The 19,938-nt window shown below is 55.7% G+C and carries 13 protein-coding genes; 2 read left to right on the forward strand and 11 right to left on the reverse strand.

Translation table 11 applies throughout. The features are described 5' to 3' along the window. Positions 1-249: 249 nt before the first annotated feature. The 7 genes from F1E05_RS01525 to F1E05_RS01555 form a co-directional block, all read right to left on the reverse strand. A complete protein-coding gene (locus tag F1E05_RS01525) occupies positions 250-1,902 on the reverse strand; it encodes a formylmethanofuran dehydrogenase subunit A (protein ID WP_150051724.1) in 1,653 nt (550 codons plus the stop codon). Between the two features lie 106 nt (positions 1,903-2,008). Further along, positions 2,009-2,725, reverse strand: a complete 717-nt coding sequence (locus F1E05_RS01530) for a DUF1826 domain-containing protein (RefSeq protein ID WP_190303220.1) — start codon at positions 2,723-2,725, stop codon at positions 2,009-2,011. A gap of 10 nt (positions 2,726-2,735) precedes the next feature. After that, positions 2,736-3,509 carry a ZIP family metal transporter gene (locus tag F1E05_RS01535; protein WP_150046231.1) on the reverse strand — a complete coding sequence of 258 codons (774 nt, stop codon included), beginning with the start codon at positions 3,507-3,509 and terminating at the stop codon, positions 2,736-2,738. Continuing rightward, positions 3,506-3,751, reverse strand: coding sequence for a hypothetical protein (locus tag F1E05_RS01540; protein ID WP_150046232.1), 246 nt, complete (start codon positions 3,749-3,751; stop codon positions 3,506-3,508). The genes F1E05_RS01535 and F1E05_RS01540 overlap by 4 nt, the downstream gene beginning before the upstream one ends. Before the next feature lie 121 nt (positions 3,752-3,872). Further along, positions 3,873-4,706, reverse strand: a complete 834-nt coding sequence (locus F1E05_RS01545; RefSeq protein ID WP_150046233.1) for an all3515 family Zur-repressed PEP-CTERM protein — start codon at positions 4,704-4,706, stop codon at positions 3,873-3,875. An 85-nt stretch (positions 4,707-4,791) separates the two neighbouring features. After that, complete coding sequence (locus F1E05_RS01550) at positions 4,792-6,153, reverse strand: GTP-binding protein (RefSeq protein ID WP_150046234.1); 1,362 nt, start codon at positions 6,151-6,153, stop codon at positions 4,792-4,794. 75 nt (positions 6,154-6,228) lie between these two features. Continuing rightward, the gene (locus F1E05_RS01555) at positions 6,229-8,271 is read right to left on the reverse strand and encodes a TonB-dependent receptor (protein ID WP_150046235.1); all 2,043 of its coding nucleotides are present in this window, start codon (positions 8,269-8,271) and stop codon (positions 6,229-6,231) included. Between the two features lie 685 nt (positions 8,272-8,956). On the opposite strand from F1E05_RS01555, the gene F1E05_RS01560 reads away from it, so the two are divergent. Beyond that, on the forward strand, positions 8,957-9,730 hold the full coding sequence (locus F1E05_RS01560) for a haloacid dehalogenase type II (RefSeq protein ID WP_150046236.1): 774 nt from the start codon (positions 8,957-8,959) through the stop codon (positions 9,728-9,730). A 20-nt stretch (positions 9,731-9,750) separates the two neighbouring features. Here F1E05_RS01560 and F1E05_RS01565 read toward each other — a convergent pair whose 3' ends face one another. Beyond that, entirely contained in the window at positions 9,751-12,429 is a 2,679-nt protein-coding gene (locus tag F1E05_RS01565) for a methyl-accepting chemotaxis protein (RefSeq protein ID WP_197737402.1), read from the reverse strand. Between the two features lie 379 nt (positions 12,430-12,808). Between F1E05_RS01565 and F1E05_RS01570 the strand changes: the two genes are divergently transcribed. Beyond that, positions 12,809-13,654: a mechanosensitive ion channel family protein gene (locus F1E05_RS01570; protein WP_150046237.1), complete on the forward strand. Its 846-nt coding sequence runs from the start codon at positions 12,809-12,811 to the stop codon at positions 13,652-13,654. 81 nt (positions 13,655-13,735) lie between these two features. Here F1E05_RS01570 and F1E05_RS01575 read toward each other — a convergent pair whose 3' ends face one another. The 3 genes from F1E05_RS01575 to F1E05_RS01585 form a co-directional block, all read right to left on the reverse strand. Continuing rightward, complete coding sequence (locus F1E05_RS01575; RefSeq protein ID WP_150046238.1) at positions 13,736-14,755, reverse strand: response regulator; 1,020 nt, start codon at positions 14,753-14,755, stop codon at positions 13,736-13,738. Between the two features lie 15 nt (positions 14,756-14,770). Beyond that, the gene (locus F1E05_RS01580) at positions 14,771-18,445 is read right to left on the reverse strand and encodes a response regulator (RefSeq protein ID WP_232056743.1); all 3,675 of its coding nucleotides are present in this window, start codon (positions 18,443-18,445) and stop codon (positions 14,771-14,773) included. A 587-nt stretch (positions 18,446-19,032) separates the two neighbouring features. After that, positions 19,033-19,671 (reverse strand): MlaC/ttg2D family ABC transporter substrate-binding protein, encoded by a 639-nt coding sequence (locus tag F1E05_RS01585; RefSeq protein WP_150046240.1) that lies wholly within the window; start codon positions 19,669-19,671, stop codon positions 19,033-19,035. Positions 19,672-19,938 lie beyond the last annotated feature (267 nt).

A 19,938-nucleotide genomic window follows, 5' to 3' on the forward strand; every position in this document is an offset into this window, starting at 1 on the left:
TCTCGGCCCGACAGCCGAGATACTTTCTTTTGCGTGGCCAAAAGAAAGTATCCAAAGAAAAGGCCACCCCCGCTGCCGCTTATTCCCTGCGCTCCTCGGGTTTGAACGGGGTTTTCCGAAGGGGCTTCCCAGCCCCCGCGGAAAACGCGCGGCATCCTTGCCGCGCCCCTTCGGGCTATTCCGCTCAAACCCTGCGATGCTCGGCGCGGCAGAGGGGATGACAAATCTCGACTTCGTAGCGCAATGTCGTCATTCATGCACCTTAAACCTGGGATGTTCGCCGAAGTCGGCGTCGTTGACCGCGTATTGGCCGAGTTTCAGGCTGTAGAAGCGGTCGAAGTGTTGTTTGACAGTACGGATGATGCCGGCGTCGTAAACCGGGGTAACGGTCTGGGCCAAGCCGGCCGGCCGTTCGATCACGATGCCGTCTTGTACCACCAGCCGGCCGTTTTTGAACAGCAAGGCGGCGTCGGCGAACATTGCCCGGTAGTCGGGACGAGCGCCGGTACGCTGACCAGGATCGTAAACGGCGATGTCGGCAATGGCGCCCGGCGCCAGATGGCCTCTGTCGTTGAGGCCCAGCAGCGTGGCGGCGGCGGAGCGGGTCATGCTGGCGACTTCGCTCAGGGTCAATTCGCGCTTTAGATTCGGCAGCAAGGTCAATGCCAGGGCTTCCTGGTTCAGGTGGGCCATGCATTCCTGTCGGTAATCGGCGTCCATCAGCAAGCGCAGCAGTTCCGGGTAGGCGGTAAACGGCGCGCCGTTGGGGTGGTCAGTGGTGAAAAACAGCCGCTCCGGCGCCTCGGCCAGTAAAAACAGTTCCAGGCCAATCGCCCATTGCAGAGTGTTGACGAAGCTGGCTTGGCGGTAGCGGTACGGCACCACGCCGCCGGAGCCTTCGGTTTCGGCGTCCCACATTACATATTTGCTCGGGCTGGCGTCGGCGTGGCGGCTATATTGGGCGATGATGTCGCCGGAGATGGTCACGGTCTGGCCGAACAGCACTTGGCCGACGTCCATGCTGATGTTGGGGTGGCGGTTGAAGGCTTCCAGCAGTTTGGCCGCCGCCGAGGAAAAGCCTTTGGCGCCTTCCGTACCGTAAGCGTAAAACTGCACGTGGGCCAGGTGCATCGGCAGGCCTTGCGCGGCTTCCATGGTGGCGACGATGGTGTCGACGTTGCCGGGGATGCCCAGGTTGTTGCAATGCACGTGCGGCGGATGTGGCACGCCGAGCTGATGCACGGCGGTTTGCAGGGTTTGCAGAATCTGCCGGGAGCTGACGCCGTAATCCGGTACGATGTCGTCCAGACCGAATTGGCGGACGTTGCTTTTGAAGGCGTTGGCGCCGCCGGCGTTGATGATCTTCAAGCCCAGCGCGCGGGTGGCGTTCAAGGTCCAGGCTACGTAATCGTTGATTTGGTTCTGGCCGGCCTTGGCCCGTAGCAGTCGCAACAACAGTTCGTCGTTGCCCAGGATCGCCAGCGCGGCGGTGTCTATGATCGGGATGTCGGCCATTTGCAGGTGCACGTCCAGCGCGCCCACCGGCAACATCGCCGGTTCGACCACGCTGGTATAGCCCATCCGCGCGTAGCGGTAGCCGATGTCGGTACTGGACCACTTGGCGGAACTGAAGGGATGGTTAAGCCGCCGCGCCATATGATTGCGGTGCTGCTCCGGCAACAATACCCGGGCGGTGTTGACGTTGCCGCCGGCGATGTGGCTGTGGATGTCGATGCCGCCGGCCATCACAATCTTGCCGGTCAAGTCGTACACCGCGTCGAAACGCGCGGCCGGTCCGGGGTCGGCGACAATCGCCCCGTCGCGGATGAACAGGTCGCGGGTATCGCCGTGCAGGTTTTGGCTGGGGTCGTAAATCGAGCCGTTGTACAGTTTGATCAGCATGTAGGTTTTTGTTGCGGTAGTCAGTAGATACGCACCGCGTACCAGTACCAGATTAAAGGTTTCCGATGAATCGTTTGCCAAAAGGTACGCACTGCGTACCTACGCTTTACAACATATCCAAAGTCAGCAACAAGCGGCGTGGCTGCACCGCGGTGGGGGCCGGCGAGCGGTGCACCAGGCCGCGGCCTTCGTTGCCTTCCCAGTGTTCGCCCTTCATCAGGCCCACCGCGTAGGCCGGCATTTGCCGGATTGCGGTCGGGTCCAAGATCAAGCCGGAACAGTCGTCCGGCTTTCCGCAAGCGCCCATGCCCAGCTTGCCGCGGTCCAAGGCATACTCGGGCAGCCATTCGGTACCGATGCCGCCGTAGCTGCAAATCAACCGGGCCGGCACCCGGTCGACGTGAAAGCGCGGGCACATGGCTTTGTCCAGCGTGTACAGACGGAATCCGGCCTCACGCAACTCGAATAAGTCGCAAAATGCCCCGACCAACATTTCGACGTCGTCCAACCAAGTTTGGTAACCCGGCAGCACGGATGCTTGAGGCCAAATTTCGCCGAAATCAAACTGCAGTGGATCGATTCGCAGGCTGATTTCGACGCCGACTTTCCGTGCCAGCGCGGTATAAACAAAATGTTCCATGTCGACCGGAAACGTCCGTTCGAGCAGGCATAAGTTGACGTTGTGCCGGTAAATATCCGCCAAATCGGCAAAATCGCGGGAAACCAGGCTTTTCATCGGAGAGTGCAGCCATGGCGGCGCTAAGTGTTGAACGGCTTGGCCGGCAGGGCTTAAGGTTTGCCTCAAAAAATGGGCTACGGGCATTTAGGCCTCCTTATGCGGTTAACAAAATTTGTTCGAACAGCACGACGGCCTGCATGCAAGCAATGCCCAAAGCGAAAGAGACGGCTTGCCCGCCAAGATGGGGCAAGGTCGAACGCTCGTGCAATACCGGAATCAGGTCGGAGGCGGCAATGTAGATAAAGCCGCCTGCAGCTATTGGTAACAATACGATCAACGACGATTCGGCGACTTGGCCGAGCAGCAGGGTAAACAAGGCGCCGGGCACAACGGTTAAGGAACAATAAAAGTTGTACAACACGGCTTGCCTGGGTGCATATCCGCCACGCAGCAACGCGCCGACGTCGCCCAGTTCCTGCGGTACTTCGTGGGCAATGATCGCCAACGTGGTGGTCAAACCCACTACCGGGTCGGCCAAGAAGCTGCCGGCAATCAACACCCCGTCGACGAAGTTGTGGATCGCATCGCCGATCAGATTCATTTTGGCCAAAGGCAAAATTTCGCCGGCTTCGGCCTGGGTGTCGACAGTGTGATCGTGGCGCCAGCGCACTAGCTTTTCCATGACGAAAAAGCCGAAGACGCCGATCAATACCATCAGGCATACATCGCTGACCGAGCCTTGTCTGGCCGTGGCGTCCGGAATCAGATGGATGAAAGCGTCCCCCAGCAATACCCCTACCGCCAAGGCAACTAAGAACGGCACGATTTGTTTTAGGCGCTCCGTCGGCAGCCACAGCGCAAGCGCGCTCGACAGCGAGCACAGGCTGACGGCAAGGCAAGCGGCAATGCTAGGTAAAACGCTGTTCATGTCGGTTCTTTGCCCGGATTTTTCAGCGAGCGATAATCGCGGTGCGAGCTATAGATAAAATCGGCCAACCGGTTCGGCAGTACGTGGGAGATGAAATGGGCCAACATGAAACCGAGCACCGCCGAAAACACCAGGGTGAGCGCCCGTTTGTGGGTTTTATCGTCCAACAACGGAATCACGGCGCCGAGAATGATCAAGAGTTCAGCGCCTATCAGGTGCAGATAACTATCCAGACCGGTCATCTCATCCTCCTACACGAAAATGGCTAGCCGCCGGAGCGCACGGCTAGTCAAGCCAAGCACATGCGTAATGGCGGTACGCTGCACATGTCGCTTCCGGCCGAGTTATTTTCACCGGTGGAACTCATGCCGTAGGGAGGCCGCGCTTGCGGCTAAGGCCGATATATCCGAATAAACCGGATGCAAAAAACCAAAACGCCGCCGGCAACGGAACCGCGGTCGGTGCGAAGTCGAAGTAAAAACGTCCGGAATTGATATTCGCGTCATTTAAGCCGACCAACCGAAATTCGGCGGTATACGTGCCTGCAACGGCATCGGATGCGGTCCAGAAGATCGGCGCGAATCCAGTAGTAAGGTAGCTATCCAGGTTGATGGTGTCGCTGATGGCAAACAGATTGGCGGTTTGTTGGTCGCCGACGAACAAACCGGCCGTGGCGGAGATCAATTGCAGGCCGATAGCGGTATCGCCCAGCAAGGTCGACCAGCGGTTGTTGCTGCTGTTGAACAGAATCTGTTGTTCGCTGCCGGTTTCGTGCCCTGCCAGGTCGTCTACCCGAGCGAAGGTCAGGTTGCCGTAGTCTTCCGACGGATTGTTTTGGGACGTGAGTTTGCCGCTATACAGGCTACCGCTGCCCCAATTGAGTGCCAGAGGCGCATCCAGCGAGGAAATTTCCGGAATGCGGTTGTTGGTATTGGTGTCGTTGGTCGTTGGCGACCCTGCTGGGCCACTGTATGCGTAGGCGCCGATGCCGTGATAATGGTTGCCGTGGTTGAGAAGTAAGGTCAGATTGCCGGCATTGGGGTTTGCCAAGCCGTTGTAAGTGCCGGACGTAAAGGTGTCGGTACCGTCGATACCGATGTAATAGCCGGCCAAGCTACTCTCGGCAGCGAGGGATTGGCCGGCTATGCTCAATCCCATCGCAAGCAGCGCTACCGGTAACAGTTGGTTTTTTTTCATGGTATTGCCCTCCAAGGCAAAGGTTGGAAAAGTAGGCCGGCGATACGGTTTGCATCGCCGGCGGGTCGAGCCGTTTGCTTGCGCGTCATTGCGCGAACCAAAGCGGAAACGGGTCTGCATACCGGCGCCAAGCCATGGGGCCTGCCGCCAATTCGGCCTCGGTCAGTAAGCAAGCGTCGAGCTCCCGACAGACTTGTTCGGCATCGAGGTTTTGGCCGATGAACACCAGTTCCTGGCGGCAATCGCCATAGGGTTCTTGCCAATGTTCGCGAATGTCTTCTAGGTACTCTTCCGGCCATTGATCCTCCGGTACCGACGCCCACCAGCGTCCGGCCAGACCGTGGCGCATGATGCCGCCGGCTTGCGACCAGTTGCCGGCGTGCTCGGGTCTGGAAGCCAACCAAAAAAAGCCTTTGGAGCGCAGCAACGTGCCGTTTTCCCACTCGCCTTCGTGCAAATGCTGGTAGAAGCGTGTTGGGTGGAAAGGGCGGCGGGCAGAGTACACAAAGCTGCTGATACCGTATTCTTCCGTCTCGGGAACATGCTCGCCGCGCAATTCCTTGAGCCAGCCGGGAGCCTGTTCGGCTTTTTCAAAATCGAATAGCCCGGTATTCAATACTTTGCCGAGGTCGACTTGGCCCATCGCCATCGGCACGATTTCGGCGTCGGGGTTCAGGCTGTGCAAGATGGCCTTGAGGTTGACGATTTCGTCGCTGGCGATCAGATCGATTTTGGAAATCAGGATCACGTTGGCGAATTCGATTTGGTCGACCAGCAGGTCGGCGACATTGCGCTCGTCGTCTTCGCCCAAAGCCTCGCCGGCCTCCTTCAGACTCAGGGCTTCCTGGTAGTTGCGCATGAAGTTGACGGCGTCGACCACGGTTACCATGGTATCCAGTCGGGCGATGTCGGCCAGGCTAGCGCCGGTTTCGTCGCGAAAGGTGAAGGTTTCGGCAATCGGCAGCGGTTCGGCGATGCCGGTGGATTGACAAAACCCATCCTTGGGTTTTGCCGCTGGCGCGGTGCTTGCGCATCCCAATTTGCTCCCGGCAAATTGGTCAATCACCAGATAGTCAAAGTGGCCGTCCCTGGCCAGGTTGCCGACCTCGATCAGCAAGTCCTCTCGCAGGGTGCAGCACAAGTTTGCCGGGAGCAAACTTGGACGGGCAAGGCCCGGTGCGGAGCACGCAACCCAAGGATGGGTTGCGCAAATGCACCCGTTACTCATTTCGACCAGTTTTTCCTGGCCGCGATTCAGCTGCACCTCGTTCTTGACCAGCGCGGCGTCGATGTTGACTTCGCTCATGTCGTTGACGATCACCGCCACTCGCCGGTTTTCGCGATTGCTGAGTATGTGATTCAGCAGCGTGGTTTTGCCGGCGCCGAGAAAGCCGGATAACACGGTTACCGGGAGTTTGGGTTGAGGAAAAGGATTAATTGCTGTCATTGGTATGTTATATTATAACAATTGGTGATTCAAAAAAAGGCGCTCCTCTCGGTGCGCCTTCGCCGCTATCGATAATTAATAACTTAATCTAAACCCTACTTCCGCCCCGCGTCCGGCTTCCGGCGCAAAATTGCGCAGATAAGAGGTCGCGTTGCGGATGTTTTGATCCAGCAAGTTGTTGCCTTTGGCAAACACCAGCAACCGGGTGTCGTTGGTCGCTTGAATCTGGTAATTGACGCCGACGTTCAGCAAGTAATACCCTGCGGTAGAGGTCTCGAACTCGCCGACGTGAGTTTGCTCGTCGGCACGGGTCAGACGCAGATAGCTGGAGAGTTTGTCCTGATTGTAATCCAGTTGCAAACCGTAGCGCAGCGGCGGCATGCGCGGCACGTCGCCGCCGTTGACGAATTGGCCGCGGGTGTAATCGCTGAACAAGGTCAGTTCCAGCAGGCCGAAATGGTTTTCCAGCATCGGGAAAATCAGCTTGGCTTCGTAGCCTTTGAAAATGGCGTCCTGTTGGCTGCTTTGCACTACCGGTTTGCAATCCACCGCGCACGGGTTGCCGTCTTCGTCGACGAATTGCCCGGTGCGGCGTTGGTAGATGTAATCCCCGGCCCAATTGTGAAACAGGTCGAGCTCGGCCCGCAACCAGTCGCCGTTGAAGCGGTAACCCAAGTCCAGGTTGTATGCGGTTTCTTCGTTCAGGTTCAAACTGCCGATTTCGAAGCTGCGAGTAGCGTCGTGGTAACCGTTGGCCAGCAGTTCCTGGACATTGGGCGCCCGCGATGAGCGAGTCACAGCCAGATTGATGCTGTTGCTAAGGTCCAATTTCCATAATGCCGCCGCCGATGCGCTGACCGGGGTATAACTCAAGGGGCTGAAACCGTCCGGATGAATATCGGTTTGCTCGACGCGAGTACCGAGCTGGTAGGTTACCGGGCCGAGATCGAAGGCTTCGACGCCGAACACCCCGTAACTATAGGTATCCGATCGCGGCACGATGCTGGCACCGCTCAATTTCTCGGTTGCGTTGAAATCGCTGATCTGGGCTTGAAAACCGACCGCGCCGCGTAGCGGACCGATGTCCTGGTGATTAAGTTCGATACGGCCTTCGTAGCTTTTGTTGGTGAAGAACGCGCCGGGCTCACCGTTGGCGATTTCGGTATGCTGATAATCGGTGTAACCAAGACGGGTACGCACACTTTTAGCGAACGGCAACGGATTGTTCAGTTCGCTTTTGAAATCGTATTTGTTCTGCCGCATTGCGATTTGTACGGTTTCTTCGCCGGTGCCGTCCGGAGCGATGCCGTAGGTATTGTTCAGGTTATTGATCGAGGCGCCGGCATAACCGAAATCGTCGATCCAAGACAAACCGGCCGAACCGCTGATCGCTTCCGCCCCGGTGTTGTTTAAATAGCCCTTAGGATTGTCGACGACAGACAACGACGGATCGGTAGTCGCTACCTTGGCGCTGTCGATGCCGCGACCACCGATGTCCAAATTGTTGCGGTGGCGGTAAAAACCATCCAGGTGGTAGGCGATGTGATCCCGGCTACCTTCGATTTTCATCGTCGTGCTGGTTTCGTCGCTGGTGGAGTCGAAGCGTTGCTCCAACGCCGCGTTCAAGGCTTTGTCGAAGGCCTTGCCGGGAATCCGGTTGTCGATCACGTTGACTACCCCGCCCATGGCGCCGCTGCCGTAGAGTAAGGTCGCCGGCCCGCGCAACACTTCGATGCGCTCCGCCAGCAGCGGTTCGACGCTGGTGGCGTGGTCCGGACTGATCGCCGACACGTCGTTGGCGCCGATGCCGTTATTCAATACCCGCACCCGCGGACCGGCCTGACCGCGTATCACCGGCGTGCCGACGCCGGGTCCGAACGACTGGCTGGAAATGCCTAGCTCGTTTTTCAAGGTGTCGCCGATGCTGTGACCGGTTTTCATTCGTAATTCGTCGTCGCTCAAGACGGTAATCGGCGACAAAAAGTCGGACAGTTTTTCGCGAATCGGCGAAGTGACGACCACGGTTTCCAATACCGGAAGGGACTCTTCCGCATAAACAGGCCCCGGCAAATTGCCGGACACTACTAATAAAATCAGTCGGGTGTGTTTTGAACTCATATTTTCAATGTTATATCGTCACTCTTGGTGACGCAAAACAGCGCGTCAATTCCGATCCGGTTTCAGTCGGCGCTACGATTGCGGATAGCAGGGTAGTGTATCCCGACAATGTAACCGGCCTTTTACAGCCCATACCCATACCCATGCCTTTATCGTTTGTTACCAGCATTCGCTCTAAATGTTCGAAGCATCCATTGCCCTGGACCAATCCTGACCTCGCAGCAACTCGACTGAACAAAAAATAGACATTTAATGGCATTTCCGCCTGCGAATGCTTCGGACAAAGTCTTGACCCACTCGGTTTAGCGACAGCAGTGGCGCACTTGAGACGGCGGATAATTGTTATAATATAACAACACAAATCGCGACAAACAAGCCATCTCTCAACGCAATACTTCTATGCTGCAGGATACGCCCGTGAACGGCCGCCGCTCATCCCCGGTTCGGCCGGCGGTCAAAGGATGCGCTCCGCATGACTCCAAATCGCCTGGCAAGCGTTCGCACCTAACATTAGGCGTTGGTGTTGTTTTGTAGTATTTTGCTCGCCACTCAGTGCGCCCGGCAGACCGACTTTTGCAACTCCGCCGACGCCTGATTACTCACTATCCGTAAAGACCTTGCCTAGCCATCGCCGGCTTGCGATTGGCTTAGTCAAAAACCACACCCTTGCTTCCGGAGAACCGTCATGCCCTTAACCCGACGCCGCTTCCTCGCCTTAACCAGCGCAACCGCCGGCGCGGCCTTGTCGCCATCGCTGATCAAGGCCGGCGGCACTGCTGCTCCAACCATCAAAGCCATTGCCTTCGACGCTTTTACCGTGTTCGACCCGCGACCGGTCGCAGCAGCAACAGAACGGCGCTTTCCAGGGCGCGGCAGCGAACTCAGCGCGCTGTGGCGCAGCCGCCAGTTCGAATACAGCTGGTTGCGTACCCTGGGTGGACGTTACACCGGTTTTCGCAGCATTACCGCGCAGGCGCTGTCCTATGCGGCAAACGCGCTTGGTTTGCCGTTAGCCGACAGCGACCGGGACGATCTGGTCGCGGTGTTCGAACAACTGCCGGCCTGGCCGGACGCACGACCGGTATTGTCCGAATTACGCGAACGCGGGATACGGCTGGCGTTTTTGTCGAATCTGCCGGAAGCGATCTTGCTGAAACTGAGCCGCGACAACGATTTGCAAGCGCTGTTCGATCCACCGCTCAGCACCGACCGGGTAAGCGCTTTCAAACCGGACCCGCGCGCTTATGCGATGGCGCTGAATGCTTTCGGGCTAACCAAGCAGGAAATAGCCTTCGCCGCCTTCGGCGCTTGGGATGCGGTTGGCGCCGCCTGGTTCGGCTACCCGACCGCCTGGATCAACCGCCAGCACTTGCCGTTGGAACAGCTGGAGCAGATGCCGGCAAAAATCGGACCGGATTTGACGACATTGCTCGAAATGACGCAAACGGCCCAAATCTGAACATCCAACAAATCGTCTGCCTATGCGGCTTTCAGAGTAAAAAAGGCCATCAGCCGCTGTAATTGTTCGGTTTGACTGGTCATGTCTTGCGCGGTGGCCGCCAACTGCTCGCTAGCCGCGGCATTCTGTTGGGTCACTTGATTCATGTAACTCATCGCGGCATTGATTTGATTAACGCCGTTAGCCTGTTCGCCGGAGGCCAGAGCAATTTCCTGCACCAATTTCGAGGTCTCGATGATGCCGGGCACAATTTCCTGAAGCAAGCTTCCCGCCGTTTCGGCGGTATCGACGCTGCTCACCGCCAATTCACCAATTTCTTGCGAGGCTATCGAACTGCGTTCGGCCAGTTTGCGCACTTCGCCCGCGACCACGGCAAATCCTCTGCCGTGTTCGCCCGCCCTAGCCGCCTCGATAGCGGTATTTAAAGCCAACATATTGGTTTGAAAAGCAATGTCGTCGATGATACGCACCTTGTCGGCAATGTCACGCATCGCTTCCACGGTGAGTTTGACGGCTTGCGCGCCGTCGCCGGCATCCTGGGACGCTTTACCGGCAATCGCCTCGGTGTTTCTGGCATTTTCGGCATTTTGGTAGATGGTGGAAGTCATTTGCGCCACGTTAGCGGAGGTTTGCTCGACATTGGCGGCTTGCTCGCAGGATACTCGCGCCAAGGATTGCGAAGTCGCGCTGATTTGATCTGCGGCGTTCGCCAATTGTTCTGCGGCACCGGCTACTTCGGTAATGGTCAAGGCCAGCCTGTCGATGGTGTTGTTGACGGTATCCTTGAACGCCTGCAACTGTCCGCGATAACTAGCTTGCATCGACCGGGTCAAATCGCCGTTCTCAACGCTGTTCAGCACGTTTATCGCTTCGCTTAAGGGCGCGATGAGGTTATCCAGCGTATGGTTAACGCCTTCGACGATTTTTCGATAATCGCCCTGATGTTTGCCGAGATCGGCACGCGCACTCAGCTGCCCTTGTTGTGCGGCACCAGCCAGCATCAAGGCATCGGCTACCAAGGCATTGATGGCGTCAATGCACCCGTTCAAATTGCGCTTGATCAGGTTAAAGTCGCCCTGGTATTCGGCGTTGATTTTTGCCGGAATATTGCCTTTGGAAATAGCGTCTATGGTATTCGCCGCCGTGTTCAACGGGCCTATTACTGCGTCTAAGGTCGCATTGAACCCCTCGACGATTTTGCAGTAATCGCCCTGATGCTTGCCGGCATCCGCACGCATCGACAAATGCCCGGCCACCGCCGCCGCCGCGAGGTCGTTGGCGTCTTTTATCAAGGCGTTGATAGCATCGATGCAAGTATTTAAATTGTTCTTGATGACATTGAAATCGCCGTTGTATTCAGCGGTGATCTTTGCAGGCATGTTGCCCATGGCGATTGCGTTGATCGAACCGGCCGCCATGTTCAACGGACCGATCAAGGCATCCAGCGTCGAATTGACCCCGTTGATGATCTTCCGATAGTCGCCGAGATGGCGGTTGGCATCGGCGCGTGCACTTAAATTGCCGGCAACGGCCGCCGCGGATAAACCGGTCACGTCACCTATCAAAGCATGCACGCTGGATACCGCCGAATTCAAACCGTTTTTCAGTTGATTGAACTCCAAACCGTAATCGTTATGGTCCGGCGCCGGCATTTCTCCTTTGCCCAGCTTGCCCAAGCCCGACAACATGGCCTTGACCGAGCGCAACACGCCGGTTGTGGTTGTCCAACTGACGTAAACGAAGCACGCCAACAGCAGCAATACCGTCCCGAACAGCTTGATACTGGAAAGCCGAATCCGCGCGATTCTGCCGTCCAGCGCCGCGTTCAAAGCGCCGTTCAAGGCCTCGGAGGCGGAAAAATGCAAGTCGATGACGGCGGTTAGGTCCCGCATGAATACGTCCGGGGCAAGATCGAAATTTTGCGCTTTCAGAAGCTCGGTTTCCACCAACTTGCTGAGGCCTTTGGCCTTTTGAATCATCGTTTGAATGTCGGCGAGGGTGGAGGCATTCAGCGTCGAAATTTTCACCACGTTTTCCATCAACAACATCTGCTGGTTATCAAACGACTTCAGCGCATAAAAAATCAGCACCAAATCGTCCCGGGCAAGCTGCTTTTGCATCAAGGCTTTGGTTCCCAGTCCGCGCACGTTGGCTAACAGTTCGGCCATTTCCGGCAATTGGCTTACCGACAACGCTTGCAAATAATAGCTATCGATTTCCGGGTCCAACGAAAGCGCCGAAGCATCGGCGATTTTCCGGTTAAAGTGCAACAGACTTTCTATCCAAGCGGTATGCAGCCAAAAACTGTCGTCAGCTTTGGTTTGGGGTAAGGAGGCAAGCAGCTTCGCCCATTCCTGCCGTAATTGCGCCAAATCCGCGTCCATGCCTAATTCGGGGTGGTTTTGGTCGATTGCGGCAATCTCGGTTAATTGCGCGTCGATGTCTCGCCGAGTCGCCAACCAGCGTTCGGCTACCGAAGAATCTCCGGCCAGCGCCCGGTTAGCGAGGCCACGATGCATCTGTACTGCCTGCAGTAGTTTTACGGTCTTGTGCAAGTATTCGCCGCCGTGCTTCTCTTGTTCGGTCATGGCAATTTGTTCCAGGCTGCCGCTCAGTAGCGCAGCGCTCGGCGGGGCAAACATCATGATTGCCAGCAGTGTTAACGCTATGAATTTATACGCCAGTTTCAAATTGTTCATTCGCTACTTGTCTCCGCCGAAAACCATAAATAGAGCGCCTATCGCGGCAAGGGTGCGCTAGCTCCCTGCGCGCCGAAAGGGGGGTAGTTTTACGCTACAAAGAATAGACAAGGAGAGCGAATACGCTAATCGGCAGACGCTTTATGGCCGGACTTGGGTTTACGAAGTGTCTCAGCGGAGATGCTCTCTCGCCGCTCTCAGTCTTGCAGTGCGATTTTTGAATTATTGCCGGCTCTAAGGTTATAGTGAGTCCGGCTGATTTTCGAACGAACAGCCGAAGACTCGACCGTCTCCGCCAAACCTAAAAGACTGCTGCTTGTAGCATGCGGCGGCTGGCGAATATTTTGTGCCGCACACTAAAAACCAAACGAGGCCTACCATGAATCTCGACATAAACACGGACAAATTATCGAAATTGACCGACACCGCTCTTGCCCATTTAACCGAAGTAGGCTTGAAAGTCATAGGCGCGCTGCTGCTGTTTCTGATCGGCCGCTGGCTGATCAAGATTGCGATCCGCTTGATGTCCGCCGCATTCGACCGTCAGCATTTCGACCACACACTGGTCAGCTACATCAGCTCCGTGGTGTCGGTAGGCTTGAATGTTGTACTGATCATCGCATTGCTGGGCTATTTCGGCGTGGAAACCACCTCTTTTGCCGCATTGATTGCTGCGATGGGTATCGCCATCGGCGCGGCTTGGGCCGGCCTATTGGCCAACTTCGCCGCCGGCGCGTTTCTGATCGTGTTGCGCCCGTTCAAAGTAGGCGACTTCGTAACCATGGCCGGCCTCACCGGAACTGTCAAGCAAATCGGCTTGTTCGCGACGACCATCAATACCCCGGATAACGTGATGGCCGCTATCGGCAACAACAAAATCTTCTCGGACAATATCCAGAATTTTTCGGCCAACCCCTATCGCCGGGTCGAGCGTATCGCACAGCTAGCTCACGGCGTAGATCCGAATGACGCAATACGCCGTTTGCAACAGGCATTGGCAAGCATTCCTAACGTATTGACCGACCCTACCCCCAGCGTGGAAATATTGGATTTCAACCTGTACGGCACGGTGTTGGCCGTGCGGCCGTTTTGCCACAACGACCATTATTGGCAAGTCTATTTCGATACCAATCAGGCAATTGCCCGGGAGTTTGCAGCGGCCGGCTACCCGATACCGGAACAGCGTTGGGTCACCCGGCAATTGGACGCGCCGGCCGCACCCTAAATAAACATCGCAAGGCTTGGACTTTAACGGCCGGCGCCACGCCGGCCGCATCGAATCGGCAAAGGCGCTACCCGTGCGTTTTTAACCTTCATTGATGGAGAAGCCGTCTTCCATCCCCTGCTCGCGCTTATCCCATTCGTCTCGAATTTTCAAAACGTCGGGCAAGCGGCTTAAAAACACCTGCACCAAGCCCTCGTCGAAATGGTTGCCTGCGTTATCTTGAAAATACCCCAAGATGCGATCCAACGGCCATACGTCTTTATACGACCGTTTCATCGACAGTGCGTCGAACACGTCGGCCACTGCGACGATACGCGCGGATTCCGGTATTTGTTTCCCCGACAAACCGTTCGGGTAACCGCTGCCGTCCCATTTTTCATGATGATTCAGCGCGACCTCCGCGGCTAATTGAAACACCGGCGCGTTGCTTTGTTTTAAGATGCCGTAGCCGATTTGGGTGTGGGTTTTCATGATGGCCCATTCATCCGCATTCAATTTGCCGGGCTTTTTCAATACCGAATCCGGAATGCCGATTTTGCCGGTATCGTGCATAGGCGCGGCTAATTCCAATAATTTACAGCGGTCGGAGTCCCAACCTACCGCTTCCGCCAACAGCCGGCTATAGGCCGCCATCCGCCAAATATGCATGCCGGTATCGGTATCGTTGTAATGGCCGGCTCTGCCCAACATATGCACGGCATCGCGGTAACTTTTTTCCAGCGTCTCGGTTTTGACGAGCGACAAATGCGTTTTTACCCTTGCTTGCACAATAGGCACCGACACCGGTTTGGCGATGTAATCCACCGCTCCGACGTCGAATCCGGCTTTTTCGTCGATTTCATGGTTCATGCCGGTGATAAAAATGATAGGGATATGTTCGGTCGCGGCATTGCTCTTCAAGCGGCGGCAAACTTCGTAACCGTCCATATCCGGCATTTGCACGTCCAGCAATATCAAAGCCGGCCGGTGCTTTTTAACCGCGCACAAGGTTTCTTCGCCGCTACGGGCAAACACGAGTGCGTACCTATCCTTTAATGCCATGCGCAAAATACCCAGGTTATAGGGTTCGTCGTCTACACAGAGTATGGGACCGCCGGACATACCAATTCCCCCGAATTACTGGTTGACCAATTGTTCTATCAGTCGTCGCGTTTCTCGTTCCGCTGCGCGAAAATCGAAGCCGTCCAGCATATCGAATAGCGGTTTTAACGCACGGTAAGGTAAATGCGCCGCCAATGCTTGCAATAGCGGCTCGGCTTGATCAGGGTTGTCGCTATCCAAGGCCTGCAATAATTCCTGCAACAAGCGTAGCGAAGCTTCAGCGTCGTTAACTTCCGCAACGGTTGTTGCGTCTATCGGCAACGGCGGAGCGATGCGGGCTATTGCCTGCAATGCAGCGTCCAATTCGGCTTGCAGCTTGCCAGACAACGCTTGCGCCGGTAAACCGGCTGCGAGCGCTTGCTCCAACTGTTCAGCCAAACGCCAAACCGTCATGACGGCCAAATTACTCGCAGTCCCTTTCAGTTTATGCACTAGCGCGTTGGCTTCGGCAATGCGTTTTGCGGCAAGCAACTCGCCGATTTCATAGCCGTCGCGGCCGTGCGCATCCGCAAATTTGCGCAAATATTTGTAATAGGTTGCCTCGTCGCCCCAACTGTGCAAACCTCTTGCCATGTCTATGACCATGTCGGCTTCCTCAGCCTTGCCCGGCTGTACCGGCAAGGTAGTCGCCGGAATATCCGGAATATAGCGTTGCAGCAAGGTCACTAATTCGTCCACGTCGAACGGTTTAGCCACGAAGCCGTTCAAGCCGGCCGCCAAAGCGGCAACTTGCTGATTTTTAAAAGCTCCCGCAGTTAATGCGATAATCGGCAACGACTTCAAACCCAGCACGTCCCGAATTTGCCGGGTAGTTTCGTAACCGTCCATCAGTGGCATCTGTATATCCATCAAGACCACGTCAACGCCTTGGGTATTCAGGTTAAGCCATTCGAGTGCGACCGGTCCGTCATCCGCCACTTGGACGCTGCCGCCCTCCGCTTCCAATATGCGCCGCGCCATATCGCGGTTAATTTCGCTATCGTCCACCACCAGAATGCGCAAGCCCGCGAGGCGTTGCTTATCCGGCTCTGCGTAAACGGCATGGACGCCATGCTGCCCTAGGCGCTTACGCTTGGCTTCCGACACCGCGTTATATAGATTGGAGGCGGTAATCGGCTTGCTGAGCACCCCATCCGCTAGTTCGATTCCGGCTTGGCGCAGCAAGTTCTCGCGATCGTAAGCCGTGGCGATCAGGATGATAGGCGCAGCCGCGTCGCCCAGCGATTTTTTAATGCTGATGCCGGCTTCCAAGCCGCTCATACCGGGCATATACCAATCCAGCAAGACGATGTCGGGCAGCTTGTTCAGTTGAGCCTTTTGAAAAAACCGCTCCACGGCCTCTTCTCCCGAGCAAACTACCTCGGGGTTCCAGCCGATGCTGCGCACCGTCGCCGCCAACATATCTCTGGCTACGGGGTGGTCGTCCGCAATCAAAACACCCTGAAACGCCATGGATGGATGCACAAAATCTTGCGACTCGACCAACTCCACCGGCAATTCGAACCAAAAATCGCTGCCTTTGCCCGGCTCGCTGGCCACGCCGATTTTTCCACCCATTTTTTCGACCAGCCGGCGGCAAATGGTTAAACCCAAGCCAGTACCGCCGAAACGGCGCGAGGTGGAGCTGTCTTCCTGAGAGAAGGCGTTGAATATTTCCGCCTGCTTGTCCAGCGTTATGCCCTTGCCGGTATCTTTGACGCTAAAGCGGATGCGTTCGCTTCCCTGATGCCGAGGCAATCTGCTCGTCGTAATCAGCACGCTGCCCTGATCGGTAAATTTCAAGGCATTGGTCACCAGATTGACCAGGATTTGCTCCAATCGCAAAGCGTCACCGCGCAAAAACTCCATACCCTGCGGTGCCGGGCCCATGCTTAATTCCACGTCGGTTTTATGCTCTACGGCCGACATCAATGTCGCGACATTGTCCAGCACGTCGTTGAGTCTAAATGGCGCGTGTTCGATTTCCAAATGCCCGGATTCGATTTTGGAGAAATCCAAAATATCGTTGATGATGCCGAGCAAAGAACGCCCGGCTACCCGGATTTTTTGTATGAGTTCCAACTGGTTGGCGTCCAGCTGGGTGCGTTCCAATAAATACGCCAAGCCGAGTACCGCATTCAGCGGGGTGCGGATTTCGTGACTCATATTGGCCAGAAAATTACCTTTGACGCTGGCCAGGCGTTCCGCCTCCAGCCTAGCCGCCTGCAATTCTTCGGTGCGCTCGGTCACGCGCTTTTCCAGCCATTCGTTCATTTGCAAAATCGTATCTTGCGCGCGTTTACGTTCGGAAATATCGGCAATCGTGGCGAGTACGAACAATTTACGAGTATCCCGATATGGACTTAAGCCGATTTCAATCGGAAATACGCTGCCGTCCTTGCGGGTACCGTATAAATCCCGTCCCGCGCCCATGGCCCTGCTGGTCGGCGCGCTCATGAATACCCGCCGTTGTGCGGCGTGCTGCGCGCGCATATCGTCTGGCAGCAACATTTCCACGCCGCGGCCTTGCACTTCGGACACCGCGTACCCGAACATCGATTCGAAAGCGGGATTCACCATGACGATGCGGCCTGTCTCGTCCACTACTAACAGCGCATTGGTGTTGGCCTGAAACAACATCTCAAAGCTGGCTTGCGCATCCTGCAGCCGGCGGGTTGCTTCTATTTCGTTGCGCACCAAGGCCGCTTCTTTCTCGGCCTGCATTTTTCCCGCTTGGCTTTGCACCAAACGGGCGATACCTATAGCGAATAACAGCAATACGATAAATGCCCCGAACAGCTTTGCCGGCCAAATGCTCCACGCCAATTGCCGCAGTGCCTCGTCCGGAAACCGGCACAGCACTGTCCAGCGTATTTTATGCGACACGCTCGTATCTTTATCGAACGCCGGAACAACACGTTTCCAGGTCCAATATCCGTCGGGTAACCGCAGATTTCCGCTAGGTTTGTCGAGGATTTGTTGCCATAACCGCGGATTTTTAGTTCCTAAGCGGAAATCTTGTCCAAGCATGAAGCCCCATTCGTCGCTTTGTACCGGACTTTTCAGCCAATAACCGTCTCCGTTTAATAACATCACCCGATCGCCTGCCGGCCCGCTACTGGCAACAAAAGTCTCCAGCATCGAATCGGCCGAAACGTTGATGATCAAAATTCCCCGTGCCCCCCCATGTTGATCGAAGATCTTACCCGCAACTCGGATAGTTGCTTTATAAGGTCTTTCAATCTCGCCGTTTTCGACACTTAAATCGAGGGGAGAAATGTAGACGACGCCGGGGGGCAGCGCCATCGTTTCGGAGAAGTAGTAACGCTGGCGCTTGTTCTGCAATTGCTCTTCAGGCACTACGCTCGGCCGGCCTTCGCGGTTATTGACCCTCACCCGCTCCATGCCGGCTTCGTCTATCCAGCGCACCTGATCATAACGGGGATTACGCGACAGCAACGATGTAAAAGACTGTTCGATTTGCGCTAAGTATTGGCCGTTTTCCGCTTGATAAGCCGCCCTCACCGGTGCCTCGTTGATCAAGCTGTGCAAATGTCTGACCGGTATGGCCAATTCTTGAACTAAGCGGCCTGCCCCTAAATCGACATAGGCCTTTTCTTCGGCCAGAATGGTCGCCACTTCGGTCTTGATGCGCGATTCCGCTAAGGCCCAAGCGCCCGCGATAACCAGAACCGCTACCGGAACGAACAATAGTAGAAACTCTCTCGTTAGCTGAGATAGTCGGCTAGTGTTGGTTCGGCCAACGGATGGGGTTAATTCGACCGGGATTTCAGCCATACATTTAAGTCTATTACACGAGGCATCGGACCAGCGTCTAAGCTTATACGGCAAAATACGCTCAAAGTATAGGCTAGATAGCTTTCGTTAAGCGAGCAGCTTTCGAGTGGTGAAAACCGGCTAAGTAAGCGGACGGCATTTTCAGCGCAATTCGGTGAAAATGCCTGAATTTAAAAACTCTCGATAAGGCATCCTGCCGTTTGGAATAACGGCGGGCTAGACGGCGGATAAGGCGATTAGTGTTATCAATGCACGTACACCTAACGGTCATGAAGGTCTGGCAATCGCCCCGACAAATGAAAGGTCGTTTGGTAGGCGCGACGCATAGTCGCGATGAGGCCTTGCGAATCGCGGCTATGTGTCGTTCCCACCATGATTTTCATAGTAACAGATAAAACCAAGCGGATTGCATACTGACATTAACGGTTGATCAGAGTTTCAAAGCCGGTTAACGCCGGGGCCGGAGAACTGCCGGCTGCGCAACAGCTTGGGTTTCAAGTTTAATTACCGGCTGCGGCCGAAGACTGTTGATTGTGCTTGCGCAAATTGTCCAGTGTGCCTGTCAGAGAACCGCCGTTGGTTTCGATTTCGCTTCGAAACGAACTCCGGTAAGTGGCAACCAAACTCACCCCGTCGATCAGGATGTCATACACTTTCCAACTGCCTCGTTGTTGCAGCATGCGGTAATCCACTGCTATGGGTTTACGCTCCGCCTGTAAGATTTGGGTTTTGATCAAGGTTTTTTGACCGCTGGGATCCGCGTCGCTCGGAAAAAACTTAAGCGACCAATTTTTGGCTTCGGCAAACCCTCTGGCGTACACCCGCATCAGCAAGGTTTTGAATTCGCGGCTGAATTCGGATCGCTCCGCCGGCGTAGCGGTTTTCCAATAGCTACCGAGCACCAAGCCGGATACCAAGTCGAAATCGATATACGGATCGATTTCGCTAGCGACGTAGTCCGATAGCTGCTTGAAATCTTGGTCCGCTCCCGCGCTTTGCAAGTGTTTCTGGATACGGCTCGATACGCTCTGCACAATGGCTTGCGGATCGTCCGCCGCACCGCCTACCGCAGCTTGAGTGCCGGCCGGTGTCAACACCGCTGCGGTAGCCAGCGTTATCGCCAATAAAAATGTTTTCATGTCTGATCTCCGAGTCCGGTCCGTCTATTAAAAAAGCGAGGCGTAAGCAAAAGTACTCTGGAATCTGCCGGCAAAACCGCACATTCCTGAGCGCTAAGGTTACGCCCCGTTCACTAAACCATAAACCGTCGCAGGTTAAAACACTCTTAAAGGCCTGGCGAAATAACCGGACTGCTCTTTTGCCGCCCCTATCCGGCTTTGTTCGCATTCGAACCGCTTTCGTCACGAGGCTCGTCATCCAGTCTGACTTCTTCAGCCGCGCTTTTC

The sequence above is a fragment of the Methylomonas rhizoryzae genome (genome assembly GCF_008632455.1).
Taxonomy (GTDB): Bacteria; Pseudomonadota; Gammaproteobacteria; order Methylococcales; family Methylomonadaceae; genus Methylomonas; species Methylomonas rhizoryzae.